At 60.8% G+C, this 25,234-nt stretch carries 25 protein-coding genes and 4 tRNA genes; 12 read left to right on the plus strand and 17 right to left on the minus strand.

The features are described 5' to 3' along the window. Positions 1–2 precede the first annotated feature (2 nt). Genes IF199_RS25680 through yacG form a run of 4 tightly spaced genes read left to right on the plus strand, consistent with a single transcriptional unit; the run spans position 3 to position 2,911 of the window. On the plus strand, positions 3–1,220 hold the full coding sequence (locus tag IF199_RS25680; protein ID WP_192559019.1) for a type II secretion system F family protein: 1,218 nt from the start codon (positions 3–5) through the stop codon (positions 1,218–1,220). Position 1,221: 1 nt separating this feature from the next. Beyond that, positions 1,222–2,094, plus strand: a complete 873-nt coding sequence (locus IF199_RS25685) for a prepilin peptidase (protein ID WP_192559020.1) — start codon at positions 1,222–1,224, stop codon at positions 2,092–2,094. Then, positions 2,091–2,714 (plus strand): dephospho-CoA kinase, encoded by a 624-nt coding sequence (coaE, locus tag IF199_RS25690; protein ID WP_096820890.1) that lies wholly within the window; start codon positions 2,091–2,093, stop codon positions 2,712–2,714. The genes IF199_RS25685 and coaE overlap by 4 nt, the downstream gene beginning before the upstream one ends. Further along, the gene (gene yacG / locus IF199_RS25695) at positions 2,711–2,911 is read left to right on the plus strand and encodes a DNA gyrase inhibitor YacG (protein ID WP_192559021.1); all 201 of its coding nucleotides are present in this window, start codon (positions 2,711–2,713) and stop codon (positions 2,909–2,911) included. The genes coaE and yacG overlap by 4 nt, the downstream gene beginning before the upstream one ends. An 8-nt stretch (positions 2,912–2,919) precedes the next feature. On the opposite strand, the gene IF199_RS25700 is transcribed toward yacG, so the two are convergent. Together IF199_RS25700 and IF199_RS25705 are read right to left on the minus strand one after the other, a co-directional pair. After that, positions 2,920–3,135, minus strand: coding sequence for a hypothetical protein (locus tag IF199_RS25700; protein ID WP_096820888.1), 216 nt, complete (start codon positions 3,133–3,135; stop codon positions 2,920–2,922). A 65-nt stretch (positions 3,136–3,200) separates the two neighbouring features. Then, on the minus strand, positions 3,201–3,890 hold the full coding sequence (locus tag IF199_RS25705; protein WP_192559022.1) for an energy-coupling factor ABC transporter permease: 690 nt from the start codon (positions 3,888–3,890) through the stop codon (positions 3,201–3,203). Positions 3,891–4,023: 133 nt separating this feature from the next. Between IF199_RS25705 and IF199_RS25710 the strand changes: the two genes are divergently transcribed. The 4 genes from IF199_RS25710 (at position 4,024) to IF199_RS25725 (ending at position 6,951) form a co-directional block, all read left to right on the plus strand. Beyond that, positions 4,024–4,650: a DUF1780 domain-containing protein gene (locus IF199_RS25710; protein ID WP_003228301.1), complete on the plus strand. Its 627-nt coding sequence runs from the start codon at positions 4,024–4,026 to the stop codon at positions 4,648–4,650. A 144-nt stretch (positions 4,651–4,794) separates the two neighbouring features. Then, positions 4,795–4,968: a DUF3094 domain-containing protein gene (locus tag IF199_RS25715; protein WP_096820886.1), complete on the plus strand. Its 174-nt coding sequence runs from the start codon at positions 4,795–4,797 to the stop codon at positions 4,966–4,968. Between the two features lie 63 nt (positions 4,969–5,031). Continuing rightward, positions 5,032–6,330 (plus strand): NAD(P)/FAD-dependent oxidoreductase, encoded by a 1,299-nt coding sequence (locus IF199_RS25720; RefSeq protein ID WP_096820885.1) that lies wholly within the window; start codon positions 5,032–5,034, stop codon positions 6,328–6,330. Between the two features lie 213 nt (positions 6,331–6,543). Beyond that, on the plus strand, positions 6,544–6,951 hold the full coding sequence (locus IF199_RS25725; protein WP_096820884.1) for an HvfA family oxazolone/thioamide-modified RiPP metallophore: 408 nt from the start codon (positions 6,544–6,546) through the stop codon (positions 6,949–6,951). 74 nt (positions 6,952–7,025) lie between these two features. Here IF199_RS25725 and IF199_RS25730 read toward each other — a convergent pair whose 3' ends face one another. From IF199_RS25730 to rluD, 8 genes are all read right to left on the minus strand, one after another. Beyond that, the gene (locus IF199_RS25730) at positions 7,026–8,651 is read right to left on the minus strand and encodes a methyl-accepting chemotaxis protein (protein WP_192559023.1); all 1,626 of its coding nucleotides are present in this window, start codon (positions 8,649–8,651) and stop codon (positions 7,026–7,028) included. Positions 8,652–8,810: 159 nt separating this feature from the next. Continuing rightward, positions 8,811–8,887 (minus strand) — tRNA-Pro (locus tag IF199_RS25735). Between the two features lie 97 nt (positions 8,888–8,984). After that, positions 8,985–9,060, minus strand: a tRNA-Lys gene (locus IF199_RS25740). Between the two features lie 5 nt (positions 9,061–9,065). Beyond that, positions 9,066–9,142: transfer RNA gene (locus tag IF199_RS25745), tRNA-Pro, on the minus strand. Positions 9,143–9,151: 9 nt separating this feature from the next. After that, positions 9,152–9,227: transfer RNA gene (locus IF199_RS25750), tRNA-Asn, on the minus strand. A 298-nt stretch (positions 9,228–9,525) separates the two neighbouring features. Beyond that, positions 9,526–12,090, minus strand: coding sequence for an ATP-dependent chaperone ClpB (gene clpB, locus IF199_RS25755; RefSeq protein ID WP_192559024.1), 2,565 nt, complete (start codon positions 12,088–12,090; stop codon positions 9,526–9,528). Positions 12,091–12,221: 131 nt separating this feature from the next. After that, entirely contained in the window at positions 12,222–12,944 is a 723-nt protein-coding gene (pgeF, locus tag IF199_RS25760) for a peptidoglycan editing factor PgeF (RefSeq protein ID WP_096820881.1), read from the minus strand. Further along, positions 12,941–13,903 carry a 23S rRNA pseudouridine(1911/1915/1917) synthase RluD gene (gene rluD / locus IF199_RS25765; protein ID WP_096820880.1) on the minus strand — a complete coding sequence of 321 codons (963 nt, stop codon included), beginning with the start codon at positions 13,901–13,903 and terminating at the stop codon, positions 12,941–12,943. Before rluD ends, pgeF begins: the two co-directional genes overlap by 4 nt. Positions 13,904–14,055: 152 nt before the next feature. Here rluD and IF199_RS25770 point away from each other — a divergent pair, with 152 nt between their 5' ends. The 4 genes from IF199_RS25770 (at position 14,056) to IF199_RS25785 (ending at position 18,354) form a co-directional block, all read left to right on the plus strand. Then, entirely contained in the window at positions 14,056–15,072 is a 1,017-nt protein-coding gene (locus IF199_RS25770; RefSeq protein ID WP_096820879.1) for an outer membrane protein assembly factor BamD, read from the plus strand. A gap of 126 nt (positions 15,073–15,198) precedes the next feature. Continuing rightward, entirely contained in the window at positions 15,199–15,432 is a 234-nt protein-coding gene (locus IF199_RS25775; protein WP_096820878.1) for a PP0621 family protein, read from the plus strand. Further along, positions 15,422–17,011 (plus strand): sensor histidine kinase, encoded by a 1,590-nt coding sequence (locus IF199_RS25780; RefSeq protein ID WP_192559025.1) that lies wholly within the window; start codon positions 15,422–15,424, stop codon positions 17,009–17,011. The genes IF199_RS25775 and IF199_RS25780 overlap by 11 nt, the downstream gene beginning before the upstream one ends. Beyond that, complete coding sequence (locus IF199_RS25785) at positions 17,008–18,354, plus strand: sigma-54-dependent transcriptional regulator (protein WP_192559026.1); 1,347 nt, start codon at positions 17,008–17,010, stop codon at positions 18,352–18,354. The genes IF199_RS25780 and IF199_RS25785 overlap by 4 nt, the downstream gene beginning before the upstream one ends. A gap of 46 nt (positions 18,355–18,400) precedes the next feature. Here the strand turns inward: IF199_RS25785 and thiO are convergent, their stop codons facing one another. Genes thiO through IF199_RS25820 form a run of 7 tightly spaced genes read right to left on the minus strand, consistent with a single transcriptional unit; the run spans position 18,401 to position 25,173 of the window. Further along, positions 18,401–19,501: a glycine oxidase ThiO gene (gene thiO, locus IF199_RS25790; RefSeq protein ID WP_192559027.1), complete on the minus strand. Its 1,101-nt coding sequence runs from the start codon at positions 19,499–19,501 to the stop codon at positions 18,401–18,403. A 57-nt stretch (positions 19,502–19,558) separates the two neighbouring features. Further along, positions 19,559–19,960 carry a type IV pilin protein gene (locus tag IF199_RS25795; protein ID WP_096820874.1) on the minus strand — a complete coding sequence of 134 codons (402 nt, stop codon included), beginning with the start codon at positions 19,958–19,960 and terminating at the stop codon, positions 19,559–19,561. Between the two features lie 14 nt (positions 19,961–19,974). Continuing rightward, positions 19,975–23,067 carry a pilus assembly protein gene (locus IF199_RS25800; RefSeq protein WP_192559028.1) on the minus strand — a complete coding sequence of 1,031 codons (3,093 nt, stop codon included), beginning with the start codon at positions 23,065–23,067 and terminating at the stop codon, positions 19,975–19,977. Beyond that, the gene (locus IF199_RS25805; protein ID WP_096820872.1) at positions 23,054–23,533 is read right to left on the minus strand and encodes a pilus assembly PilX family protein; all 480 of its coding nucleotides are present in this window, start codon (positions 23,531–23,533) and stop codon (positions 23,054–23,056) included. The genes IF199_RS25800 and IF199_RS25805 overlap by 14 nt, the downstream gene beginning before the upstream one ends. Before the next feature lie 10 nt (positions 23,534–23,543). Continuing rightward, complete coding sequence (locus IF199_RS25810; protein WP_192559029.1) at positions 23,544–24,257, minus strand: PilW family protein; 714 nt, start codon at positions 24,255–24,257, stop codon at positions 23,544–23,546. Next, complete coding sequence (gene pilV / locus IF199_RS25815; RefSeq protein ID WP_192559030.1) at positions 24,254–24,703, minus strand: type IV pilus modification protein PilV; 450 nt, start codon at positions 24,701–24,703, stop codon at positions 24,254–24,256. Before pilV ends, IF199_RS25810 begins: the two co-directional genes overlap by 4 nt. After that, the gene (locus IF199_RS25820; RefSeq protein WP_096820869.1) at positions 24,700–25,173 is read right to left on the minus strand and encodes a GspH/FimT family pseudopilin; all 474 of its coding nucleotides are present in this window, start codon (positions 25,171–25,173) and stop codon (positions 24,700–24,702) included. The genes pilV and IF199_RS25820 overlap by 4 nt, the downstream gene beginning before the upstream one ends. Positions 25,174–25,234 lie beyond the last annotated feature (61 nt).

Raw genomic sequence — 25,234 nt, forward strand, 5'->3', positions numbered from 1 at the left:
ACATGGCCGTCAAGGCAGCGAAAATCAGCGTCTATGCCTGGGAAGGCACGGACAAGAAAGGCAGCAGGATCACCGGCGAGTTGAGCGGACAAAACCCCGCGCTGATCAAGGCACAGTTGCGCAAGCAGGGCATCAACCCCGGCAAGGTGCGCAAGAAATCCGCGTCGTTGCTGAATTTCGGCAAACGCATCAAGCCGCTGGACATCGCCCTCTTCACCCGGCAGATGGCAACCATGATGAAGGCCGGCGTGCCGTTGCTGCAGTCGTTCGACATCATCGGCGAAGGTTTTGAAAACCCGGCGATGCGCAAACTGGTGGACGAGGTGAAACAGGAAGTCGCCGCCGGTAACAGCTTCGCCGCAGCCCTGCGCAAGAAACCGCAATACTTCGACGAGTTGTACTGCAACCTGGTCGATGCCGGCGAGCAATCCGGCGCCCTCGATACCCTTTTGGAACGCGTAGCGACCTACAAGGAAAAGAGCGAAAGCCTCAAGGCCAAGATCAAGAAAGCCATGACCTACCCCACCGCCGTGATCCTGGTGGCGGCGGTCGTCACCGGGATTCTGCTGGTGAAAGTGGTGCCGCAGTTCCAGTCGGTGTTTTCCGGATTCGGCGCCGAACTGCCAGCGTTCACCCTGATGGTGATCGGCCTCTCGGAGTTCATGCAGCAATGGTGGTGGGCGATTCTCGGCGCGCTGGTCGCAGCGTTTTTCGGCACCCGCCATGCCCTGAAGAAATCCCAGGCCCTGCGTGACCGGCGTGATGCCTGGCTGCTGAAACTGCCGCTGGTGGGCACCATGATGTACAAGTCCGCCGTGGCCCGTTTCGCCCGAACCCTGTCGACCACGTTTGCCGCCGGCGTGCCGCTGGTCGAAGCGCTGGACTCGGTTGCCGGGGCCACCGGCAACGTGGTGTTCAAACGTGCGGTGCTGCGCATTCGCCAGGACGTGGCCACCGGCATGCAGTTGAACTTTTCGATGCGCACCACCGGAATCTTTCCGAACATGGCCGTGCAGATGACCGCCATCGGCGAAGAGTCCGGCGCCCTGGACGATATGCTCGACAAGGTTGCCGGGTTCTACGAGGAAGAAGTGGATAACATGGTCGACAACCTCACCAGCCTGATGGAGCCTTTCGTCATGGTGGTACTCGGGGTGATCGTCGGCGGACTGGTCGTGGCCATGTACCTGCCGATCTTCCAACTCGGCTCAGCGATCTGACATGCCCATCGACGAACTCTTCGCCCTCTATCCGCTGGCCTTTGTCTTCACCGCTCTGGTGCTCGGACTGGTGGTCGGAAGCTTCCTCAATGTCGTGATCTGGCGCCTGCCGAAAATGCTCGAACGCGAATGGCGCCAGCAGGCCCACGACGTGCTCGGGCTGCCCGTCGAAACGCCGCTGCCGGTCTACAATCTGATGCTGCCGCACTCGCAGTGCCCGCATTGCGCCCACCGCATTCGTGCGTGGGAAAACATTCCGCTGCTCAGCTACCTGTTTTTGCGCGGCCGCTGCTCGTCATGCGCGGCGCCGATCAGCAAGCGTTATCCGTTGACCGAACTGGCCTGCGGCGTGCTGTCGGCGTTCATCGCCTGGCATATGGGTTTTGGCTGGCCGGCCTGTCTGATGATCGTCCTGACCTGGGGCTTGCTGGCGATGAGTCTGATCGACACCGAGCATCAGCTGTTGCCCGATGTACTGGTGCTGCCGCTGCTGTGGCTGGGATTGATCGTCAACAGCTTCGGCCTGTTCGTCTCGCTGCACGACGCGTTGTGGGGGGCAGTGGCCGGTTATATGGCGCTGTGGTCGGTGTTCTGGCTGTTCAAGCTGCTCACCGGCAAGGACGGCATCGGTCACGGTGATTTCAAGTTGCTGGCATTGCTCGGGGCCTGGGGTGGCTGGCAGATTCTGCCGCTGACCATCCTGCTGTCCTCGCTGGTGGGCGCCGTGCTCGGGGTGATTATGCTCAAGCTGCGCGACCAGAAAACCTCGACGCCAATCCCCTTCGGGCCGTATCTGGCAATTGCCGGCTGGATTGCCTTGCTCTGGGGTGGTCAAATAACCGACTTCTATTGGCAGTTTGTCGGTTTGAAATGAATACCCCTGTGGAAAAACCCTGGATTCTCGGCCTGACCGGCGGCATCGGCAGCGGCAAAAGCGCAGCCGCCCAGCACTTCATCGACCTCGGCATCCATGTGGTGGACGCCGATCATGCGGCACGCTGGGTGGTTGAGCCGGGGCGCCCGGCGCTGGCAAAAATCGCCGAGCACTTCGGTCCGGATGTCCTGCAGGCCGATGGCACGCTGGATCGCGCAGCGTTGCGCAAGCTGATCTTCGAAGTACCGGAGCAACGCCGCTGGCTCGAAGCGCTGTTGCATCCGCTGATCGCCGAGGAAATCGCCCATCACCTGGCGCTGGCAAAATCGCCTTACGCGATTCTGGTTTCGCCGCTGTTGATCGAGTCCGGACAGTACGCGATGACCCAGCGGATCCTGGTGATCGATGCTCCGCAGCAACTGCAGATCGAACGCACCTTGCAGCGTGACCAGACCAGCGAACAGCAGGTCCAGGCGATCCTCAAGGCTCAATCCAGCCGCGAAGACCGCGTCAGCCGCGCCGACGATGTGGTGGTCAACGACCGCGACCTCGCCTGGCTGCACGGCGAGGTCGAGCGCCTGCATCACTTTTACCTGACTTTATCTGGAGGCCAGTCATGAGCCCGATCCCGACCGTTGAATGCCCGACCTGCGGCGCCCCGGTGGAATTCACCCCCGAGAACAAATTCCGGCCGTTCTGCTCGGACCGCTGCAAACTGATCGACCTCGGCGCCTGGGCGTCGGAAGAACACAAGATCCCGGTCGCCCCGGATGCCGAGGACGAACTGTTTTCCGGCGACTTCGACCAGCGCCACTGATCCTCTGATCAGGGCCGCATGAAGCCGTAGTCCTGATTGTCGTCGAGGTTTTCTGCCAGAAAGCGCAACTCGTCGGCCAGGTCTTCGGCGTTGCGCACCGCCTTGCTCTGCTGCACCACGGCACTGAGCAAGGCGCGCAGACTCAATCCAGGATCGAAGCCTACCTCCTGCGCCATCTCCAGACTTTGCCGGGTTTCCTGCCTCGCCCACTCGTAAACACTCATGCCGCTGCTCCTGAAGGGATTTGGCCGAGCATGAAATGCCGCGCACGGGGTGGATTTGATGTGGATCAAGACTTGGGATCGTCGTCCTTCCAGGGCGCCGAAAGGTAGCGGGTGCGGTTGAAGGTCTCCAGCCATTCCGGGCAGAACACCACCAGCGCACTGATCACCATGCCGTTGATGAACGCTTCCGGAAAAATCAGCAGCCACAGGTAACCGATGAAATCTTCCAGCCATTCGGGCATGGCGAAGAGGCCGTCGTACCAGAGCAAGGTCAGGCTCAGCACCAGGCATGACAGCGCCGACAAGGCCGCCGCGAAGAAGCCAGAGCAAAAGATATACACAAACGGATTACGCGGTTGCGCCCGCTCGACCAGGATCGCCACGCCCTCGGTGATCAGCACCGGCAGCAGGATCAGCAACGCGCCGTTGACTCCGACCGCCGCCAGATCCTGGCGTCCCAGCAGGACCAGCCCGATCTGCGCCACCAGCCCGCCCACAATCGCCAACGGCCAGTCGAGCAGCAACGTCACGGCGGTCATGCCAATGAAGTGATACGACACACCCGTGTCGAAATCCCTGCGCACCATCCACAACAGAAACAGCGCGAACACGGTGCCGAACAGCAAGTGCTGACGACGGCTGTCGCTGAACAACTCGACCCACGGCGCGCGGCAAATCGCCCAGAGCAGCACCGGCAGGTAAATCAGCCAGCCGAGGGTCAGACTTGTCGATGACAGCAGTTCTGCACCGATCATGATCCCATCACCTTCATTCGCACCGCAGACTCCTTTGATTGGCGCTCCTGTGTCGAAGTTTACACCGCCACCTTGGTGAAACTGCCGATGCAAAGCTTTCTGCTTGTCGCAATTGAACGCTAAGCTTGGGCCTATGGATGACTCAGATTATTTACGCCTGCTGACCATCGCGGCCGAGCAAGCCAACGCGTTCCTGTCCAATGCCCGCAAATGGGAGCGTGAGCGTTGGGTCTGCCAGCGCCTGCTGCAAGGCCTGAATATTCCGTATCGCGCCGACGAATTCGCCCCGGCCGGCGAGCCACCGGACGTGTTGTTTCGCGATGCCAACTTCGAGGTGTTTTTCGTCCTCGACGAAGGCCGCCGCCTCAACGATGAATGGCGCGATGAGCTGCAACGTCGACGCAGTGCATTTTCCCTGAGCCAACTGGTGCGCCGCGAGGCCAAGCCACGGCGGATTCCGGCCAACGAGTTTCTGCTCAGGCTGGCGCCGACCTTGCGCAAGAAAGCGCACAACTACAAGGAACGCGGCATGGACCTGGGCGAACTGGACATCATCGCCTTCGCCAGCCTCAAGCGCGAAGTGCTCGACCTCAACAGCCACTTTCCTCCGCCCACCGAATATTTGCGACAGGGCTGGCGCTCGCTGTCACTGGTCGGACCGACGTTCGCCCGCGTCTTGTTCGCCCACCCCGATGCACCGGATTTCCTGCGCAGCAACCTGGGTCGCAGCATCGTGTTCGATGTCGGGATCAGCCTGTAATCCCTAAGCAGGATGGCGCAAACACTGGCCGGATGTTACAAAAGCGCAATCATTCGCCCGGATGACATGCGCCGTTCAACGCTCGCAGGCAAACCGCTGTAACGTCTGCGCATTCAGCAACGTCTATCCCTGACGAGGCCTCATATGACCAGCCGCCTGAACCCCGATGACCAGAAGCATGTCGAAGAGTACCTGCAGTTGTCCCAACACCGTGTCGAGCGCCGGCCATTCCGGCCGTGGATGCTCCTGGTGGTGGTGCTGGCAGTGACCATTGGTCTGGGCCTGTTGAGCCGATTTATCAGTTACCTGACGCTATGAGCTGCATCGCGCTCGCTCGGGTAACCGCACCGATTTCCTTTAAAAACCTTGCGAGCTATTCCCATGTCCCATCGTATTGTCATTGTCGGCGGCGGCGCCGGCGGTCTGGAGTTGGCTACCCGTCTGGGTAAGACTCTGGGTAAACGCGGCACTGCCAGCATCATGCTGGTCGACGCGAACCTCACGCACATCTGGAAACCGCTGTTGCACGAAGTGGCCGCCGGATCGCTGAACTCCTCCGAAGACGAACTCAACTATGTCGCCCAGGCCAAATGGAACCACTTCGAGTTCCAGCTGGGGCGCATGAGCGGGCTCGATCGTGAGCAGAAGAAGATTCAGCTCGCCGCCACCTACGACGAAAACGGCGTGGAACTGGTTCCGGCGCGGGAAGTGCCTTATGACTCGCTGGTGATCTCGGTCGGCAGCACCACCAACGATTTCGGTACCCAGGGCGCAGCGCAGCACTGCCTGTTCCTCGACACCCGCAAACAGGCCGAGCGTTTCCACCAGCAATTGCTCAATCACTATCTGCGTGCTCACGCCGGGCAAACCGATGTGGTCCAGCAGATCAGCGTGGCCATCGTCGGCGCCGGCGCCACGGGCGTCGAACTGGCGGCCGAGCTGCACAACGCCGCTCATGAGCTGGCGGCCTACGGTCTGGACCGGATCAAACCGGAAAACATGCACATCACCCTGATCGAAGCCGGGCCACGGGTGCTGCCAGCCCTGCCGGAGCGTATCAGCGGGCCGGTGCACAAGACCCTGGAAAAACTCGGGGTCAATGTGATGACCAACGCGTCGGTCAGCCAGGTCACCGCCGACAGCCTGATCACCGCCGATGGCAACGAGATCAAGGCCAGCCTGAAAGTCTGGGCTGCCGGGATCCGCGCGCCGGGTTTCCTTAAGGACATCGATGGCCTGGAAACCAACCGCATCAACCAGCTGCAAGTGCTGCCGACCTTGCAGACCACCCGCGACGAAAACATTTTCGCCTTCGGTGACTGCGCCGCCTGCCCGCAACCGGGCTCGGATCGCAACGTTCCGCCACGGGCCCAGGCTGCGCACCAACAGGCGTCGTTGCTGGCCAAGTCGCTGAAACTGCGGATCGAAGGCAAGACCCTGCCGGAGTACAAGTACACCGACTACGGCTCGCTGATTTCGCTGTCGCGTTTTTCGGCTGTGGGTAACTTGATGGGCAACCTGACCGGCAGCGTGATGCTCGAAGGCTGGCTGGCGCGGATGTTTTACGTGTCGCTGTACCGCATGCACCAGATGGCGCTGTACGGCCCGTTCCGCACGGCGATGCTGATGCTGGGCAGCAAGATCGGACGCGGCACCGAGCCACGTCTGAAGCTGCACTGATGTAAAACGCTGTGGGGGCGGGCCTGCTCGCTCCCACAGGGTTTTGTCTTTTACTGTATCTGCCCGCGCTTTCCTCACCTTCGCTTACAAACGCCCCCGCTCCTCGACACAGACGCGATACACCGCCACCGCTTAATGGCCACACCCGAGCACACCTGCTCCGGCTGATCGCCCTTAACGTGTGGTTGCGCAGTGCAACCGAAGGAGAATGAAATGACCCGCACTTCGAAAATTGGCAAAACCTCCCTTGGCCTGGTCGGTGCCGTACTGGCTGGCGGCCTGATGCTGTCCGGCTCGGTGTTCGCCGCACAACCGCTGGCCCAGGGCTACATGGTTGCCTCGGCTGAAACCTCGGTGAAAACCCCGGAAGGCAAATGCGGTGAAGGCAAATGCGGCGACGCGTCGATGGCCAAGACCGACACCGATGGCGACGGCAAAGTCTCGCGCGCCGAGTTCCTGAAGGTTGCGCCGAAGTCCGACTTCGACAAGATCGACACCAACCATGACGGCTTCATCGACGAGCAAGAGGCTTACAACAACGTCAAAGCCAACTTCGAAGCCAACGGCAAGAAAATGCCGAAAGGCCTGTTCGAACACCTGAAAGACCAGGACGGTGCCTGATTTTCATTCTGTCCCGACAAAACAAAGCCGCGCTTTCTCTCACGAGGAGCGCGGCTTTTTTACGTCTGCCGGGATTACAGCTGGAAGCGCCGCACCATACCCTGCAATGCATTGGCCAGTTTCGATAGCTCATGACTGGAAGCGCTGGTTTGATCGGCGCCGGCCGCCGAACGCACCGACAAGTCACGGATGTTCACCAGGTTGCGATCCACTTCCCGTGCCACTTGCGCCTGCTCTTCGGCGGCGCTGGCGATCACCAGGTTGCGTTCGTGGATCTCATGCACCGACGCGGTGATGGTTTGCAGCGCCTCACCGGCCCGCTCGGCCAGCACCAGCGTGGTGGACGCACGCGAGGCACTGGCCTGCATCGACTCCAGCGCCAGGCATGAACCGTTGCGCATGCCTTGCACCATCTGCTCGATTTCCTGAGTCGATTGCTGCGTGCGATAGGCCAGCGCGCGGACCTCGTCAGCAACCACCGCGAACCCGCGTCCGCTCTCCCCGGCCCGCGCCGCTTCGATGGCGGCGTTGAGCGCCAGCAGGTTGGTCTGCTCGGCGATCGCCCGGATCACGTCCAGCACCTTGCCGATGTCTTGAGATTGATTGGCCAGTGATTGCACCAACTCGCCGGTGTGTTGCACCTCACTGGCCAGCGCATTGATCGCGCTGGCGGTTTCACTGACCCGCTCTTGCCCCAGATGCGCCGATTCGCTGGACTGGCGTGTCGCGTCGGAGGTCGACACTGCATTGCGTGCGACCTCTTCGACCGCGGTGGTCATCTCATTGACGGCGGTGGCGGCCTGTTCGATTTCGTTGTTCTGTTGTTGCAGGCCTTGGGTGCTGTCGAGCGTGACGGCGTTGAGCTCGTCGGCGGCGGTCGCCAGTTGCGTGGCTGAACCGTTGATGCCTTGCAGGGTTTCACGCAGGTTTTGTTGCATGGTCGCCAGCGCCTTGAGCAAACGGCTGACCTCATCATTGCCATCGGTCTCGATCGGACGCGTCAGATCGCCTCTTGCGACGTTTTCCGCAGCATCCACAGCGGCGCTCAGGGGGCGAACGATGCTGCGCGTCAGCAGCATCGCCAGGGCCACGGTCGCCAATGCTGCCAGCGCGATGAACAGGCTGACGATGGTGCGTGAGGTTTCGTAGTGCGCGGCGGAGTTGCGGCTTTCGGCGGCGACCTGTTTGGCGAACAGATCCGCCAGGTCATTGAGTTGTTTGCCGGAGCCATCGACCACGGTTTTCATGTCGACCAATAGCAGCTTGGTCAGCTCGTCACGCTTGCCTTGCTCGGCCAGTGCGAACGATTGAGCGATGCCGGCACGGTAGGCCGCGAAAGTTTTCTTGAACTGATCGTACAACTGCTGCCCTTCCGGGGTGGTGACCAGTCGGTCGTACGCGGCGATTTTCTCGCTCAGCTCCTTGTCGCGGGTGTCCATCTGGCTGCGGTAGGTGGCGACGTTGTTCGGGTCCTGATCCAGCGCCATGCGCAGGGAGATGGTGCGGATGCGCAGCATGATCTCGCGGATCTCGTCACCGCCACGAATGCTCGGCAGCCACTGATTCTCCACGGCGACCTCGCTCTCGCGGATGCTCGACATCTGCCCCAGGGCAAACACGCCGAGCAACGCCACCAGCACAGCGATCAGGGCAAAGCCCAGGGCGGCACGGGGAGCAATATTCAACTGACGAAGCAACATGACGAACGCCCTTTTTCTTGTATTGGCCGGATTCAAGGGGCGATCGACGGCAGCCCCTTTTCGTTAGCGGGCTATCGGCAAGTTGTACGATGACTTGAATGAAACATGTCTGGAGGGCAAAAAAAATCCCCGTATCTTTCGATACGAGGATTTTTAATATGGTCGGGGTAAGGGGATTCGAACTCCTGACATCCTGCTCCCAAAGCAGGCGCGCTACCGGACTGCGCTATACCCCGGTAAAAAAAAGGCGACCTTTCAAAGATCGCCTTCTTCGATCAGCGCTTTTGGCCTCTGATCTTAAGATTCGATCCCAGCGTTAACTGGTTTCAAAAATGGTGGGTCGTGTGGGATTCGAACCTACGACCAATTGGTTAAAAGCCAACTGCTCTACCAACTGAGCTAACGACCCAAAAATGGTCGGGGTAAGGGGATTCGAACTCCTGACATCCTGCTCCCAAAGCAGGCGCGCTACCGGACTGCGCTATACCCCGGCTTGAAATTGGCTCCGTGACCAGGACTCGAACCTGGGACCCAATGATTAACAGTCATTTGCTCTACCGACTGAGCTATCACGGAACTACATATTTCAATTTACTACGGTGAAACTTGCAGCTTCTCGACATCGTTTTCGCATCGCTGCGTTCGTGTGTCTGAGGCGCGCTATTCTACAACCTAGAACACCTCTGTCAACCCCCTAAATTGCTTTCAAGTTAATGATTTGCAACTTATTTCAGATTTCTGCCCAGTGAGCTGAAACCGTGTTGGTGACTGACTGCGGGGCGCACTTTACAAGCCTTTTCCTTTGAGTTCAACAGCCTAACGAAAAAAAAGGCCTCGCAGTGCGAGGCCTTCCTTACTTCACCACCTTCAGGTGTCAGTTGAACGTGATCTCGTCGTTCTCCACGACACCGGTCGCGGTCTCGCCCGGCAGGAAGCGTCCCGACAGGATCAACTGCGCCAGCGGGTTCTCGATCCAGCGCTGGATCGCCCGTTTCAGCGGCCGTGCGCCATAGACCGGGTCGTAGCCGACGGCAATCAGCTTGTCCATCGCCTCCGGGCTCAGTTCCAGCTTCAGCTCGCGCTCGGCCAGACGACTGCGCAGACGACCCAGCTGGATCTCGGTAATGCCCGCGATCTGATCCCGCGCCAATGGCTCGAAGATCACCACTTCGTCGACCCGGTTGATGAACTCCGGACGGAAGTGGGTGGAAATCGCATCCATCACCGCTGCACGTTGCGCCTCACGGTCACCGACCAGTTCCTGGATCTGCATCGAACCGAGGTTGGAGGTCATGACAATCACGGTATTGCGGAAATCCACCGTACGGCCGTGGCTGTCGGTCAGACGACCATCCTCCAGCACTTGCAGCAGGATGTTGAACACGTCCGGGTGCGCCTTCTCGACTTCGTCCAGCAGGATCACCGAGTAAGGCTTGCGCCGTACCGCTTCGGTCAGGTAACCGCCCTCTTCATAACCCACGTAGCCTGGTGGCGCACCGATCAGCCGCGCCACGGAATGTTTCTCCATGAACTCGGACATGTCGATCCGCACCATCGCCTCTTCAGTATCAAAGAGGAATTCGGCCAGCGCCTTGCACAGCTCGGTTTTACCGACACCGGTCGGGCCGAGGAACATGAACGAGCCGCTCGGACGATTCGGGTCGGACAACCCGGCACGGGAGCGCCGCACCGCATTGGCCACTGCGACCACGGCTTCGTCCTGGCCGATCACACGCTGGTGCAACAGGCTTTCCATCTTCATCAGCTTGTCGCGCTCGCCTTCGAGCATTTTCGACACGGGGATACCGGTCCACTTCGAGACGACTTCGGCGATTTCCTCTTCAGTCACCTTGCTGCGCAACAACTGGTTCTCGCTCTTGCCGTGCTGGTCGACCATTTGCAGGCTGCGCTCCAGATCCGGGATCACCCCGTACTGCAACTCGGCCATGCGGTTCAGGTCGCCTTTGCGGCGCGCGGCTTCCAGCTCCTGACGGGACTGTTCGATCTTCTGCTGAATCTGCGCAGAACCCTGCACCTCGGCTTTTTCCGAGTTCCAGATTTCTTCCAGATCCGAATACTCACGCTCGTGGCGGACGATTTCTTCCTGGAGTTTTTCCAGGCGCTTCATCGCTGCCTCGTCGCTTTCTTTCTTCAGTGCCTGGGATTCGACTTTCAGTTGAATCAGGCGACGCTCCAGACGATCCAGCACTTCCGGCTTGGAGTCGATCTCCATACGGATGCGGCTGGCCGCTTCGTCGATCAGGTCGATCGCCTTGTCCGGCAACTGCCGGTCAGTGATGTAACGATGGCTGAGCTTGGCCGCGGCGATGATCGCACCGTCGGTGATCGCGACCTTGTGGTGGACCTCGTAACGCTCCTTGAGGCCACGCAGGATCGCGATGGTGTCTTCTTCACTCGGCTCGTCCACCAGCACTTTCTGGAAGCGCCGTTCGAGAGCCGCGTCCTTCTCTATATATTGGCGGTACTCGTTGAGCGTGGTCGCGCCGACGCAGTGCAGCTCGCCACGGGCCAAAGCCGGTTTGAGCATGTTGCCGGCGTCCATCGAGCCTTCGCCTTTACCGGCACCGACCATGGTGTGCAGTTCGTCGATAAACAGAATGATTTGCCCTTCCTGCTTCGACAGCTCGTTGAGCAGGGATTTCAGGCGCTCTTCAAACTCACCGCGATACTTGGCACCAGCAATCAGCGCACCCATATCGAGAGACAGCAGACGCTTGCCCTTGAGGCCATCCGGCACTTCGCCGTTGATGATGCGCAGGGCCAGACCTTCGGCAATCGCGGTTTTACCCACGCCCGGCTCACCGATCAGCACCGGGTTGTTCTTGGTGCGGCGTTGCAGAACCTGAATGGTGCGACGGATTTCGTCGTCACGGCCGATCACCGGATCGAGCTTGCCGTCTTCGGCGCGCTTGGTCAGGTCGACGGTGTACTTATCCAGTGCCTGACGCGATTCTTCGTGGTTGGCGTCATTGACCGCTTCACCACCGCGCAGGTTGTTGATTGCGTTTTCCAGCGCCTTTTTGCTCACGCCCTGGCCGAGCAGCAACTTGCCGAGCTTGCTGTTCTCGTCCATCGCGGCGAGCAGCACCAGCTCGCTGGAAATGAACTGGTCGCCCTTCTGCTGGGCCAGACGGTCGGCCTGGTTGAGCAGACGCGCCAGATCCTGCGACATGTTCACATCGCCGGTCGGGTTCTGGATTTTCGGTAATTGATCGAGCTCTTTGGTCAGCTCTTTGCGCAGGCTGTTGACGTCGAAGCCCACCTGCATCAACAGGGGTTTGATCGAACCACCCTGCTGTTCAAGCATGGCTTGCATCAAATGCGCCGGCTCGATGGCCGGATGATCGTGGCCGACAGCCAGGGATTGGGCATCGGACAACGCCAACTGTAATTTGCTGGTTAAACGGTCTATACGCATGGGTCACCTTCCTTTTGAGCAGGCCGGACCTAAAAAACCATCCTGAATAAAGAAACCTGCCAGATACCGCTATAGATGCGGTCGATTCTGGAAGATTCAAGCGTCAGGGAGTTGATACAGGTCAGACAAGCTTAGCGGGTGAGCCAGACTAGAGAAGCAAAGCGACCGGTGCGTGGCGCACGGCGGTAGGAAAAGAAGCGCGGATCGGTCACGGTACAGAAACCGCCACCATAAACAGCAGTGACACCCCGAACCGCCAGACGCAGTCGCGCCAGCTTATAGATGTCGGCCATGAACTTGCCGGCATTGTGGCTCGGGACAAAGGCTGTCGCGGCTTCGGGCAATTGATTGATGAAGACTTCCCGGACTTCCGGGCCGACTTCAAAGGCCTGCGGGCCGATGGCCGGGCCGAGCCAGACCAGAATGTCTTTCGGATCGACGGCCAGACTGTCGAGGGTGGCTTCCAGCACGCCGGCCGCCAGTCCACGCCAACCGGCATGAGCCGCTGCCACACGAGTACCGGCACGGTCGCAAAACAACGCTGGCAGGCAATCGGCGGTCATCGCTGAACAAGCAATACCGGGTGTTGCAGTCCAGCTGGCATCCGCCGTGGCCACCACGGACGGATCGGCATGTGCCACGGCAATCCCGTGCACTTGCTGCAGCCAGGCAGGCTTTATAGAGAAGTGTTCGGTCAGACGCCGACGGTTTTCGGCGACGGCCTCAGGGCGGTCATCGACATGATCGCCCAGATTGAGGCTGTCGAACGGCGCCTCGCTGACGCCGCCCTCGCGGGTGGTGACACAGGCCTTGACGCTGGCCGGCGCGGGCCAGTCCGGCGTCAGCCAGTTCATCCGACGAATGCCTCGCGATCCTGCTTGAGCAGCGTCAGCAGCCAGACGAAGTCTTCCGGCAACGGCGATTCCCAGCTCATGCGCACACCGGTGGTCGGATGATCCAGCTCCAGGAACCGTGCGTGCAGCGCCTGACGCGGGAAGTGCTTGAGCGATTCGACCATGGTCGGGTTCGCCGCCGGCGGAATGCGGAAACGACCGCCGTACGCCGGGTCGCCGACCAACGGGAAGTTGATGTGCGCCATGTGCACGCGGATCTGGTGGGTACGACCGGTTTCCAGCTTCACCCTTACGTGGGTGTGCGAACGGAAACGCTCCAGCACGCGATAGTGGCTGACGGCAGGCTTGCCACCTTCCATCACCGCCATGCGCTGGCGCTGCTGGCCGTGGCGACCGATCGGGGCGTTGATCTTGCCGCCGGCCGTCACCACGCCGATCACGATGCACTCGTAGATCCGGCTGACGCTGCGGCTTTGCAGCTGGGCGACCAGTTTGGTCTGCGCCTGAATGGTCTTGGCCACCACCATCAGACCGGTGGTGTCCTTGTCCAGGCGATGCACGATACCGGCGCGCGGGACATTGATAATGTCCGGCACGTGGTGCAGCAAGGCGTTGAGCAAGGTGCCATCGGCGTGACCGGCAGCCGGGTGCACCACCAGGCCCGCAGGCTTGTTGATCACCAGGATGTCGTCGTCTTCATAGACGATGTCGAGCTCGATGTCCTGAGCGACCCATTCACCCTGGGCCTCCTGCTCGGCGGTCAGCTCAAGAATGGCACCGCCATGAACGATGTCGCGCGGGCGGATGACCGCCCCGTCCACAGTCAGGCGACCTTCTTTGATCCAGGCGGAAAGGCGCGAGCGTGAGTGCTCTGCGAAGAGTTGGGCGGCGACTTGATCGAGGCGTTGGCCGCCCAATTCGGACGGCACCTCTGCGCGAAGTTCAATTTTATCGGACATGCTCGGACTGGGCGTCGGCTACAGCCTTTGGTTTCGGCTGCGCGCTTGTGGTTAAATACGGCGTCTTTTGCCCCGGGGCTTTTCAACGGGGCGCTCATCATAACAGGACGGCCCCGCCCAAGACAGCGGCCGTCATAGGGACGCAAGCCGCCATGCAAGTGAAACACCTGCTGCTGATCGCCATCCTCGCATTGACCGCTGCTTGCTCATCGAAGGAAGTCGTAGACGAAAACCTGAGTGAAGCCGAGCTGTACCAGCAGGCTCAACAGGACCTGGACAACAACAGCTATACCAGCGCCACAGCCAAGCTGAAGGCTCTGGAATCGCGCTATCCGTTCGGTCGCTACGCGGATCAGGCGCAGCTGGAGCTGATCTACGCCAACTACAAGAACTCGGAGCCGGAAGCTGCAAAGTCCGCCGCCGAGCGCTTCATTCGTCTGCACCCACAGCACCCGAACGTCGATTACGCCTACTACCTCAAGGGCCTGACCTCGTTCGACCAGGACGTCGGCCTGCTGGCGCGCTTCCTGCCGCTGGACATGACCAAGCGTGACCCGGGCGCTGCCCGCGACTCCTACAACGAGTTCGCCCAGCTGACCAGCCGCTACCCGAACAGCCGCTACGCGCCGGACGCCAAGCAGCGCATGATCTACCTGCGCAACCTGCTGGCGGCCTACGAAATCCACGTGGCCGACTACTACCTGACCCGTCAGGCCTACGTCGCTGCCGCCAACCGTGGCCGTTATGTAGTGGAAAACTTCCAGGAAACCCCATCGGTCGGTGACGGCCTGGCGGTGATGACCGAAGCCTACCAGCGTCTGCACCTGGACGAACTGGCAGCCTCGAGCCTGGAAACCCTGAAGCTCAACTACCCGAACCACCCGAGCCTGAAAGACGGTCAGTTCGTACCGTCGGTCGCGGAAGCCGACAACCGTTCGTTCCTGAGCAAGGCAACTCTGGGCCTGATCGAATCCCGTCCACCGCTGCCGCCGGGAGAAACCCGCGCCAACCAGGACGTGCAGAAGCAGTTCCAGGACGCGAAAGACGCGATCCCGAACGAGCTCAAGCCTAAAGACGAAAACGGCGACGTGATCGAAGCGCCGGAACCGGAGTCCAGCAACAGCGACCGCTCCATTTTCAGCTACATGACCTTCGGTCTGTTCGACTGATCACTTCGGTGATGCCAAAAAGGGAGATCTTCGGATCTCCCTTTTTTATTGCCGCGTTTTATTGAGCTGTGCGCCTGCCGGGTCCTTGGCTAAACTGCCGGATCATCAGCCAAAAAGCCGCCCATCATGCTTCGTTTACTGTTCTGGATCGCCCTGATCGCCGCCGCCGTATGGCTATGGCGCAAATTCAAGGCCCCTGCCGCGCCGACACAATCGCCTCGCGAACAGGATGCCGCGCCCATGGTGCGTTGCGCCCATTGCGGCGTGCACCTGCCACGCGACCGTGCGCTGAGCCTTCGACAACAGTGGTATTGCAGCCAGGCTCACCTCGAGCAAGGCCCCGGTTCCAGTGATCGCTGAGGCCACCAACGCCACTCGCAAACAGGCACAGCGACTGCTGCGCCTCTATCATCTCTACCGTTTAAGCGTCGGCATCACCCTGGTGTTGCTGATTTCCAGCAACATGGACAACCGCCTGCTGACGTCGGCCGACGACGATCTGCTGCGCAATGGCAGCTGGTTGTACCTGGTGCTGAATATCCTGCTGGTGGTGTTCCTGGAGAACATCCGCCGCCCGGCCCAGTTGTTCGGGCTGGCCCTGCTCGACATCCTGCTGTTGTGCGGGCTGTTTTATGCCGCCGGTGGCGTGGCCAGCCCGATCGGCAATCTGCTGATCGTCTCGGTAGCCATCAGCAATACCCTGTTGCGACGCCGTATCGGTGTGCTGATTGCAGCCATCGGCGCACTCGGCATTGTCGGCCTCAGCTTCCTGCTGAGCTTCAGCCATCCCCTGAGCGCCAACGAATACCTGCAAGCAGGCACCCTCGGCGCCCTGTGTTTTGCCGGGGCGCTGCTGGTGCAAGGCTTGATCCGTCGGCTCGAAGTCAGCGAGACCCTGGCCGAACAACGGGCCAGCGAAGTGGTCAGCCTCGAAGCCCTCAACGCCTTGATCCTGCAACGCATGCGCACCGGCATTCTGGTCCTCGACGAACAACGCCGGGTGCAACTGGCCAACCACAGCGCCCGGACCCTGCTGGCGCAATCGCCCCTTGAGGGCCATTTGATCGACGACTACTCGACCGCGCTGGTCGAGCGTCTGCATCTGTGGCTGAACAACCCGACACTGCGACCGCAGAGCCTGAAAATCGCCACCAACGGCCTGGAACTGCAACCGAGCTTCATCGCCCTGGAACAGAGCCCGAACCGCCAGACCCTGGTGTTTCTCGAAGACCTCGCCCAGATCGCCCAGCAAGCTCAGCAACTGAAGCTCGCCGCACTCGGGCGCCTGACCGCCGGCATCGCCCACGAGATCCGCAACCCGCTGGGCGCCATCAGTCATGCCGCGCAGCTGTTGCAGGAATCCGAGGAACTCGACGGCGCGGATCGGCGTCTGACGCAGATCATCCAGGATCACTCCCAGCGCATGAACCGAGTCATTGAAAACGTCCTGCAACTCTCCCGTCGCCAGCAGAGCGCCCCGCAGCGACTCGATCTCGAACCGTGGCTTGTGCAGTTCGTCGAGGAAAGCCGGGAACAGGCCAGCGAACGCCAACGAATTCATCTGAACATCGAATCCGGGGATTTCCGCACCCTGATGGACCCGGGCCAACTGACGCAAATTCTCGACAATCTGTTGCGCAACGGCTGGCGGCACAGCGCCCTGCTGCACGATCCTGCAGAGGTCTGGCTGCGGCTGTTCATCGACCCCGAAAGCCAGCTGGCCGTGCTCGAAGTGCAGGACAACGGCCCCGGCGTGGCGCTGGATCAGCAGGCCCACCTGTTCGAACCCTTCTTTACCACCAGCAGCCAGGGCACCGGCCTTGGGCTTTATCTGTCCCGTGAGCTGTGCGAAAGCAACCAGGCCCGCCTAGACTTCAAACCACGCCAAGGCGGCGGCTGCTTTCGCATCACCTTTGCTCACGGACGGAAACAAAGTTGAACACGAGCCCACGGCAAAAAATCCTCATCGTCGACGACGAACCGGATATCCGCGAACTCCTGGAAATTACCCTGGGACGGATGAAACTCGACACTTTCAGCGCACGCAATCTCGGCGAAGCCCAGGCATTGCTGCACCGCGATACCTTTGACCTGTGCCTGACCGACATGCGTCTGCCCGACGGCACCGGGCTGGAGCTGGTGCAGCACATTCAACAACGCCATCCGCAATTGCCGGTGGCGATGATCACGGCCTATGGCAGCCTGGAAACAGCGATCAACGCCTTGAAGGCCGGGGCTTTCGACTTCCTGACCAAACCGGTGGACCTCACGCGGTTGCGTGAACTGGTCGCCACGGCATTGCGCATGCCCGCGACCGGTGGAGTCTGCACATCGATCGACCGGCGCCTGCTCGGCGACTCGCAGCCGATGCGCGATCTGCGCAAACAGATCGACAAACTGGCCCGCAGTCAGGCGCCGGTCTACATCAGCGGCGAGTCCGGCAGCGGCAAGGAACTGGTCGCCCGCCTGATTCACGAGCAAGGCCCCCGCGCCAGCCAGCCGTTCGTGCCGGTGAACTGCGGGGCCATTCCGTCAGAGTTGATGGAAAGCGAGTTCTTCGGCCATCGCAAAGGCAGTTTCACCGGCGCGGTGGAGGACAAACCGGGTCTGTTCCAGGCAGCCCATGGCGGCACGCTGTTTCTCGATGAAGTGGCGGACTTGCCGCTATCGATGCAGGTCAAGTTGCTGCGGGCGATCCAGGAAAAAGCCGTGCGCAGCGTCGGCGGCCAGCAGGAAACCGTGGTCGATGTGCGCATTCTCTGCGCCACCCACAAGGACCTGGACGGGGAAGTTGCCGCCGAGCGCTTTCGGCAGGATCTGTATTACCGGCTGAACGTGATCGAACTGCGCGTACCGTCCCTGCGCGAACGCCGTGATGATATCGAAGCACTGGCCGCCCATATGCTCAAGCGCCTGGCCCATGGTACCGGCCAACCCTCGACCCGCCTGCATCCGCAAGCGCTTGAAGCCTTGAAGAACTACCGCTTCCCGGGAAATGTCCGGGAACTTGAGAACGTCCTCGAACGCGCGCACACATTGTGCGAAAACCGCATGATCGAAGCCGACGACCTGCGCCTGAGTGAAGGCAACTGCGCGGCCGAGGGCGGCATCGCCGATCTCACGCAGATCGATAACCTGGAAGACTATCTGGAAAACGTCGAGCGCAAACTGATTCTGCAGGCGCTGGAGGAAACCCGCTGGAACCGCACGGCGGCGGCGCAGCGGCTGAATCTATCGTTTCGTTCGATGCGCTATCGGCTGAAGAAACTGGGCCTGGATTGAGTCATTCAAGGATCGCAGCCCACAGGCTGCGATCTTTGATCTGGCTTCAGAGCCGGCCTTCCAGTGCATACGGCGCTGGATCGATGATCGGCGCCCGTCCCAGCATCACATCGGCAAACAGCTGACAGGATGCGGGCGCCAGCACCAGCCCGTTGCGGTAATGCCCGCAATTGAGCCACAGGCCATCAAACCCCGGCACCCGGCCAATGTAGGGAATCCCTTCCGGTGAGCCTGGACGCAACCCGGCCCAGTGACCCACCACTTCGGCGTCTGCCAGCGCTGGCAGCAATTCCACCGCCGAGGCCTTGAGGCTTTCCAGTGCATTGTCGGTCGGCGTCTTGTCGAAACCTTCGTGCTCCAGCGTGCTGCCGATCAGAATATGCCCGTCGCGGCGCGGGATCGCGTAACGCCCCTTGGCCAGCACCATGCTCGGCAGGAAATCCGCCGCGCATTTGTAGAGAATCATCTGGCCTTTGACCGGCTCCACCGGCAGCGAAAGATTCAGGGTCTTGAGCAATTCGCCGCTCCACGCCCCCGCCGTCAGCACCACCTGATCGCCGGAGATCACGCCCTTCGACGTTTGCACACCGACAACCTGCTCGCCCTCACGGACAAACCCGCTGACCTCGCACTGCTCGTGAATCGTCACGTTCGGCAGCGCCTGCAACGCCGCTTTCAATGACTTCACCAGCCGTGGGTTACGCACGTTGGCCACGTCGGCCATGTAGATCGCCCGGGAAAATCCGCCGCCGAGTACCGACACCGCATCATGGGCCGCCGAGATATCCACAGCCCGCAGCGGTCGGTTTTCCCGCTCGGCCCAGGCCAGCGCTTCGGCTTCATCATCCAGATCCAGCCAGTACAGGCCGGTGGTGTGCACTTCGGGATCAACGCCGGTGTCGGCAAACAGGCGCTCGCCCAGCTGTGGATAAAAATCCTGTGACCAGTGCGCCAGTGCCGTGACGGCCGGGCTATAGCGCCACGGATACAACGGAGAAACGATGCCGCCACCGGCCCAGGACGATTCCTGGCCGACATTCGAGCGATCCAGCAGCACCACGCTGCCTACCTCGGAGGCGAGGTTGTACGCGGTGAGCAGGCCAATCACCCCGCCACCGACAATCACCACTTGCTGTTGCCTGGTCATGTTTGATCCAACCGTAAAAAAGACAGTGGGCGCAAAAGGCACCCGAATAAAAGCGGCTCAGCGGCCCCAGCAATCCTTGGAGGTCAGCCCGGTTGTCGCGTTGTTCATGCTGCGCACACCGGTGTTGGTGAGGGTGAAGTCCCCGCACTTGTCGCCGGCCATGGTCGTACCGGCCTTGCGGGTCGCGGTCAGCAGAAAGGTCTGGTCAGCGATGGTCGGGGTGATCGTGTAGAAATCATTGCCCGCGCTGAGACCGGTGATGCCTGTGTAAACGTTGTTTTTGGTGTAGAAGCGCTCGAGCGTCTGCGCCTGCTCCGACAGCAGCGATACCACCTCGGCGCGACGGCCCTTCTTCAGGTATTCGGTATAGCTCGGTGCGGCAATGGTGATGATGATCCCGATAATCGCAATCACGATCATGATTTCGATCAGGGTAAATCCTCGGATGGATCTGCGCATGCCTCAACTCTCGCTTACTGTATTTGTCGCCACATGATACGACGGCTGCCGCCGCCGGATTTTTCCACCAGGGTGGTGATACCGCCACTGGAATCGTTCACGATCTTGCGCGTTGCGCCATTGACGATGGCGTTCAGGGTGGGAATGCCGCCGCTGAATACCACGCCGCTGGAAATCGTGTCGTTGCTGTCGACCACGCCGTCGGCGTTGGTGTCGAGCACCGCATAGTTGAGCATCTTACCGCTGAACGCATCGAGTTCGACCAGTTTGCCGGTGCCGAAACTGGAGCACGGGTCAGTGGTATCGACACTGGCCGTGGTGAATACGATACGCCCGAGCACCAGGCTGGCCTGATTGATCACCCGTTCCCCCGTCAATACGTTGTTGTACACCAGCGGCAGGTACCAGCCCTTCTCCGCCGGATACGTCGTGTCGTTCTGGGTGGTGGTGACGAACTGCCCCGAACTGCCGGAAAACACACCGGTGATGGCCTGCGCCTGCAAACTGCTGACCGTGAGCTGGCCCGATCCGCCGTCGGCATCCCACACCGAGTAGAACGCCTGCAGATCCTTGTTGGTCTTGTCGGCGGTTTCGTTGAACTTGCCGGTACCGACGAATATCTGTTTGCCGCCCAAAGAATTATCCGCCAACAGCGGCTGCGCTGTGATCGGTTGAGTCGCCCCGCCCGCCGTCGTGAACAGCGGCTTGCCGGAGAACGCCACACCCCAGCCGTCGGTGGTGGTCGCGCTCAGGTCGAACTTCCACAGGCGTCCCTTCAAATCGCCGCCATACGCAGCCTGCACCACATTCTGCGAATTGACCTTGAGCTTCACCGAGGACAAGCCATTGGTGGTTTCCGTGCTGTCGATGACGATTTTCTTGATCAATGAACCATCGCGCACATCCAGCACATACAACGCCGCCACTCCCGAGTTGCTGCCGTAACCGTTGGCGATGAAGGCCGCCCATCGACCATCGGCCAAGCGTGCCACTTCCGGCCGGGCGTAGGCATAACCCAGATCATTGAAAGTGTTGGCCGTGTTGGCAGTCGCCGGAGCGCTGACTTCCCACAGCGCATTGAGAATGTTCCCCGCCGATGCGTCGAACAGTTGCAGCGCATAGAACGTCTTGCCACCGGCCCCGGTGCCGCCGATGGCCAGGGTTTTCCAGGCGCTGCCGAACTGCACGTCGTAGACACCGACCTGCCCGTCCACCAGAAACTTGTGGCTGACGCCGTTGATGTAGTTCGGGTCGGCGATCAGCCGCAATGACGGCAACACGCTCGATGGCATGTAGGCATAGCGCCGGGTGCCGTTGGCCGAGTTGATGACGCTGACAAAACCGTCGTTGCCATTCACCACCAGGCTGGCGTTCATGTTCGCGGCTTTGGTGGTCAGGTAACTGGTGTAGGTGGTGTCACCCGACAGGTCGGAAGCGGTCTTGTCCGAGGGCGAGGCCAGCACCAGCGGCGAGTTGATGATGTCGCCCAACAGCACGCTGCGAACCTTGAGCCCGGTCTTGTTGGTGCCTTTGCTCCACTCCACCAGATCGCTGCCGCTGATGCCGGAGGGCAGGCTCTGGCTGAGCGAGGTCTGCTGGGTTGCCGAGAAGTTGCCGTAGGCAAGGGTGACCGCCGCGTTGTTCGCGGTATTCCACGATTGGTAGGTCGGTGCCGCAGCACCGGGAACGATGGCGGTGTCGGTTGTCCACAGCACCGTTGAGGTGTTCACCGTCCCGGCCGAAGTGAAACCGAACGACTTGATGGTGCCGCGCCAGTCCCTGGGGTCGTAACTGGTCTGGAAATAACTGCTGCCGCTCGCCAGCGTGGTGCCGCTGGTGACACCGCTACCGCCGGAACCCGCCTTGGAGGTGATGTCGCTCAATGCCGCCGACAATGCTGTGTTGAGGCCGGCGCTGTCGGTGGCCTGGTAATACCTGCCCTGCCCGTACGCCGCCGCGTCCGACAGCATATCGTTATCGGCAGTGAAGCCAACGGTGTAGGTGTTCATGTTTTGCTTGGGAAAGTCTGCCGAACTCCAACTCTTGCCGGCCGCATCGACGCCGGTCGAACGCATGTCGATGTCGAAGGCAAACTTGGCGATGTCGTCCAGGTACAGCGTGTCGCCCTCGTTATCACCGTTGAGGTTGTTGCCGTCATTGTTGACCCCGTCCCAGTTCGGCAGGCGACTGCCCCCGAGGGGATCATTGTTGGGGAATGTGCGGTCGTAGGTTGGCAGGCCGTCGGTGATCACCACCCCGTAGTTTTTCTGGCAGCGGTACTGGATCGGGCTGGTGTAGGTGTTTGGCGTGTTGTTGTAGTACGGCGCCATGCCGCGCATGTAGCGGGTGATTTCGTAATAGGTCTCCGCCAATGGCGTGTTGGCCACGGCGCTCAGGCCATTGATCGACGAAATCAGGGCGTTGTAGTTGGTGTCGGCCTGGCCCTGGGTCACGCTGCCGCTCACCGGCGACAGGTCACTGATGGAACGGGCGATGTACCCGCCATTGCCCGGGTTGTTGCTGGTGGCCGGGTTGAACGTCGACAGACCGATGCGCAGATTGCGGTTGCTGGTCACCAGCGCCGTGGAAACGTTGCGTGCGACGTTGATCCGGTAGTCATTGGGAATGGCCCCGGTGGTGAAATCACGCGTACCGTTATTGATGGCGAGGCCGACCACGTAGGCGATGTAATCCCCGTAATAGCGGGTGTTTCCGCCGCCCACCGGGTCCGGCAGTTTCAGGCACAGCGGCGTCAGGCTGTTGTTGTAGAACGCATAGGCACCGCCGGAGCAGCCGGAGGTCGGCAGGCTCGACAGAAACACCGGATCACCGGTGATCGCCGTCGAAGACAGGCACAAACCCAGCACCGCGTTGCACTGGCGGGCCGGCGTACGAGTCACCGTCGGATCAAAACCGGCGGCATAAATGATGCTGTTCATGCTTCCCGAATCGTCGATCAACAGCATGACATTCGGCGGTACTGCCGCGGCGCTCAACAGTGGCGAGTCGGACGGGGTGAAGGCATACGCTGGCGCCGCCAGATACAGGCCCAATAACAGGCCCATGAACCCGGACCACCGGCCAGAGCGTCGCTCAGTACTTCGCATAAACGCTCTCCACCACACTGCGTGAGCTGCCGACGATGCCGACAGCCGTGACCCGGTACAGCGTCGCCGAGGTATTGCTCGGCACGTTCACCGCCGTCAGGGTGGTGCCGATGTTCTGCACCCCGTAGAAGCCGCTGCCCGCAGCGACCCAGGTAACGCCCGACGTCGAGTTGAGCCCCGCCGCGCTGACCACCGACGACTCCGCCGGCGGCGCGCATTGCGTGGTATTGGCACACACCGCCAGTGCATAGCTGTCCAGTTGCACCGCGCTTTCGCCGATGCGTAGCGCCGCCTCGGCGGTCTGGAACGATTGGTTGCGCAGACTCACGCTACCGGCCATTTTTTCCTGCAGATTGGCGCTCTGCATCGAAGAAAGACCGATCACGGTCAGGAGCAACAGAAACACCAGACTGACCAACAACACCATGCCGCGCTGGCTTCGTCGCTGATGAAGAGAAATATTCATCGACCGGCCCTCACTGCAAGCGGTTGCGCAGCGCGGCAACCACGTTGAAGGTTTGATTGGCGATCCGGTTGTTCGGATCAGTGAGGGTCAGGCTCAGGCGTACGCTGCGGATGCGTGCCGGATCACTGGGGTTGCTGCTGTAGGTCGAAGCAGCCACATCGGTCGCGGTACTGGCCAGGCCAAACAGGACGGTGAACGCACTGACATTGCTCACCAGCACTTGCTGGGTCGGCGTACCGCTGCCGGTGCCCATCAGGATCTGGTTGTTGCTGAAGCTGTAGACCAGACGCCGGATCGGAAACGCGATTTGCCCGGTCGCCGGAGCTCGCACACCCGTATAGGCCGTTGAACTGTTGCGGCAGTCAGACACCACTGTCCAGGTCGGCGTCCCGCCCGCACCACCGACGTCGGCGGTAACCAGTGTCAGTTTGAGGTTGGTGTTGTCCCAACTGATCGGCGTGATCTGGGCGGCATTGAAGTCGCCGCTGCTACTGGAATCGGTAATGGTCCCCAGGCAGCCGAACATCCCGACCATGCGCAATTCCTGAATCATTTTGCTCAACACAAACCGCGCATCTTCCTGCATGGCAGCCGAGGTGTTCTGGCTGACGTAGGTGTTCTTCGCCGCGAGAAAGGTTTGTACGACGCCTAGCACGATGATCAGCCCCAGCGTCAACGCGATGAGCATTTCGATCAGGCCGAAACCCTGGTTATGCCGCTTCATGGCGTGGCCACCGGGTCGACCGCGGCGCGGCTGGTCAGGACAAAACTTCGCGGGGCGCTCGCGGTGTTGGCGGCTCGCGCGTCACTCCAGTTGATGGTGATGGTGTACACGCGCTGATTGAGGGTGATGCTGCCGGTGGCGCTCGGCCCGCCGAAATTGACGATGTTGGTGGTGAAGTCGTAGAGATCCTGATCCCGAGTGACATTCAGGTTGCCCGAGGTCGGCGGCGTGACGGTGTAGTCAGCGCCGGCGTTGGCGCGGATGCGGTCCATCATGTCGTAGGCGATGAAGCTGGCCTGACTGGTCATGCGCGAGCTGTCGGTGTACTTCAGCGCATTGAGCTGAACCGCCGCCGCCCCCAGCAACCCGACCGTCAGAATCAGCAACGCGACCAGGATTTCGATCAGCGACATGCCTTCCTGTGCACCTTTGCTCCCTGCCCTCATCCGCAGCTTCCACCCGATTGAATTCGTCCATTCAGACACACGTTCAGCGTCCTGCTTTGCGTGCCCAGCGTGTAACTGAACACCACCGCCGTGGACGGTGCTGCCAGGCCGCCCAGATTGTTGAAATCCAGCGCGGTCACTCCTGAGGTTAGCGTCAGAGTCGCCCCACTGCTCATCGCTGGAACAACCCGCAATACATTGGCCGAAGTGCCAGTACTGTCGTAGACCGACAATTCGCCAGTCCAGACGCTGCCCCCGGCGGTCGGCCGCAAGCGAATGGTCGTCCCGCGATCGATGGCTTCCAGACGGGCGTAGTTGAGCGCCCGCTGCAGGTCGCCGACTTCGGTGTCGGCCTTGCTGCCCTGTATCGAACGGGTAAACGCCGGCACGGCCATCGTGATCAGGATCACAAACAACGCGACCGCCACCAACAGCTCGATCAGCGTGAAACCTTTTGTACGATGATCCATCGATGCCCTCCGTTGCCGTCGGCTATACCTGCTCTACAAACCTAGAACATTCGACCGGGTT

It is taken from the genome of Pseudomonas allokribbensis (assembly GCF_014863605.1).
Lineage (GTDB): Bacteria > Pseudomonadota > Gammaproteobacteria > Pseudomonadales > Pseudomonadaceae > Aquipseudomonas > Aquipseudomonas allokribbensis.

Bases quoted from the DNA above. Each gene is read 5' to 3' on its own strand.
- IF199_RS25680 (WP_192559019.1), top strand. From the start codon at position 3: ATGGCCGTCAAGGCAGCGAAAATCAGCGTCTATGCCTGGGAAGGCACG.
- IF199_RS25685 (WP_192559020.1), top strand. From the start codon at position 1,222: ATGCCCATCGACGAACTCTTCGCCCTCTATCCGCTGGCCTTTGTCTTC.
- coaE (WP_096820890.1), top strand. From the start codon at position 2,091: ATGAATACCCCTGTGGAAAAACCCTGGATTCTCGGCCTGACCGGCGGC.
- yacG (WP_192559021.1), top strand. From the start codon at position 2,711: ATGAGCCCGATCCCGACCGTTGAATGCCCGACCTGCGGCGCCCCGGTG.
- IF199_RS25700 (WP_096820888.1), bottom strand. From the start codon at position 3,135: ATGAGTGTTTACGAGTGGGCGAGGCAGGAAACCCGGCAAAGTCTGGAG.
- IF199_RS25705 (WP_192559022.1), bottom strand. From the start codon at position 3,890: ATGATCGGTGCAGAACTGCTGTCATCGACAAGTCTGACCCTCGGCTGG.
- IF199_RS25710 (WP_003228301.1), top strand. From the start codon at position 4,024: ATGGATGACTCAGATTATTTACGCCTGCTGACCATCGCGGCCGAGCAA.
- IF199_RS25715 (WP_096820886.1), top strand. From the start codon at position 4,795: ATGACCAGCCGCCTGAACCCCGATGACCAGAAGCATGTCGAAGAGTAC.
- IF199_RS25720 (WP_096820885.1), top strand. From the start codon at position 5,032: ATGTCCCATCGTATTGTCATTGTCGGCGGCGGCGCCGGCGGTCTGGAG.
- IF199_RS25725 (WP_096820884.1), top strand. From the start codon at position 6,544: ATGACCCGCACTTCGAAAATTGGCAAAACCTCCCTTGGCCTGGTCGGT.
- IF199_RS25730 (WP_192559023.1), bottom strand. From the start codon at position 8,651: ATGTTGCTTCGTCAGTTGAATATTGCTCCCCGTGCCGCCCTGGGCTTT.
- clpB (WP_192559024.1), bottom strand. From the start codon at position 12,090: ATGCGTATAGACCGTTTAACCAGCAAATTACAGTTGGCGTTGTCCGAT.
- pgeF (WP_096820881.1), bottom strand. From the start codon at position 12,944: ATGAACTGGCTGACGCCGGACTGGCCCGCGCCGGCCAGCGTCAAGGCC.
- rluD (WP_096820880.1), bottom strand. From the start codon at position 13,903: ATGTCCGATAAAATTGAACTTCGCGCAGAGGTGCCGTCCGAATTGGGC.
- IF199_RS25770 (WP_096820879.1), top strand. From the start codon at position 14,056: ATGCAAGTGAAACACCTGCTGCTGATCGCCATCCTCGCATTGACCGCT.
- IF199_RS25775 (WP_096820878.1), top strand. From the start codon at position 15,199: ATGCTTCGTTTACTGTTCTGGATCGCCCTGATCGCCGCCGCCGTATGG.
- thiO (WP_192559027.1), bottom strand. From the start codon at position 19,501: ATGACCAGGCAACAGCAAGTGGTGATTGTCGGTGGCGGGGTGATTGGC.
- IF199_RS25795 (WP_096820874.1), bottom strand. From the start codon at position 19,960: ATGCGCAGATCCATCCGAGGATTTACCCTGATCGAAATCATGATCGTG.
- IF199_RS25800 (WP_192559028.1), bottom strand. From the start codon at position 23,067: ATGCGAAGTACTGAGCGACGCTCTGGCCGGTGGTCCGGGTTCATGGGC.
- IF199_RS25805 (WP_096820872.1), bottom strand. From the start codon at position 23,533: ATGAATATTTCTCTTCATCAGCGACGAAGCCAGCGCGGCATGGTGTTG.
- IF199_RS25810 (WP_192559029.1), bottom strand. From the start codon at position 24,257: ATGAAGCGGCATAACCAGGGTTTCGGCCTGATCGAAATGCTCATCGCG.
- pilV (WP_192559030.1), bottom strand. From the start codon at position 24,703: ATGAGGGCAGGGAGCAAAGGTGCACAGGAAGGCATGTCGCTGATCGAA.
- IF199_RS25820 (WP_096820869.1), bottom strand. From the start codon at position 25,173: ATGGATCATCGTACAAAAGGTTTCACGCTGATCGAGCTGTTGGTGGCG.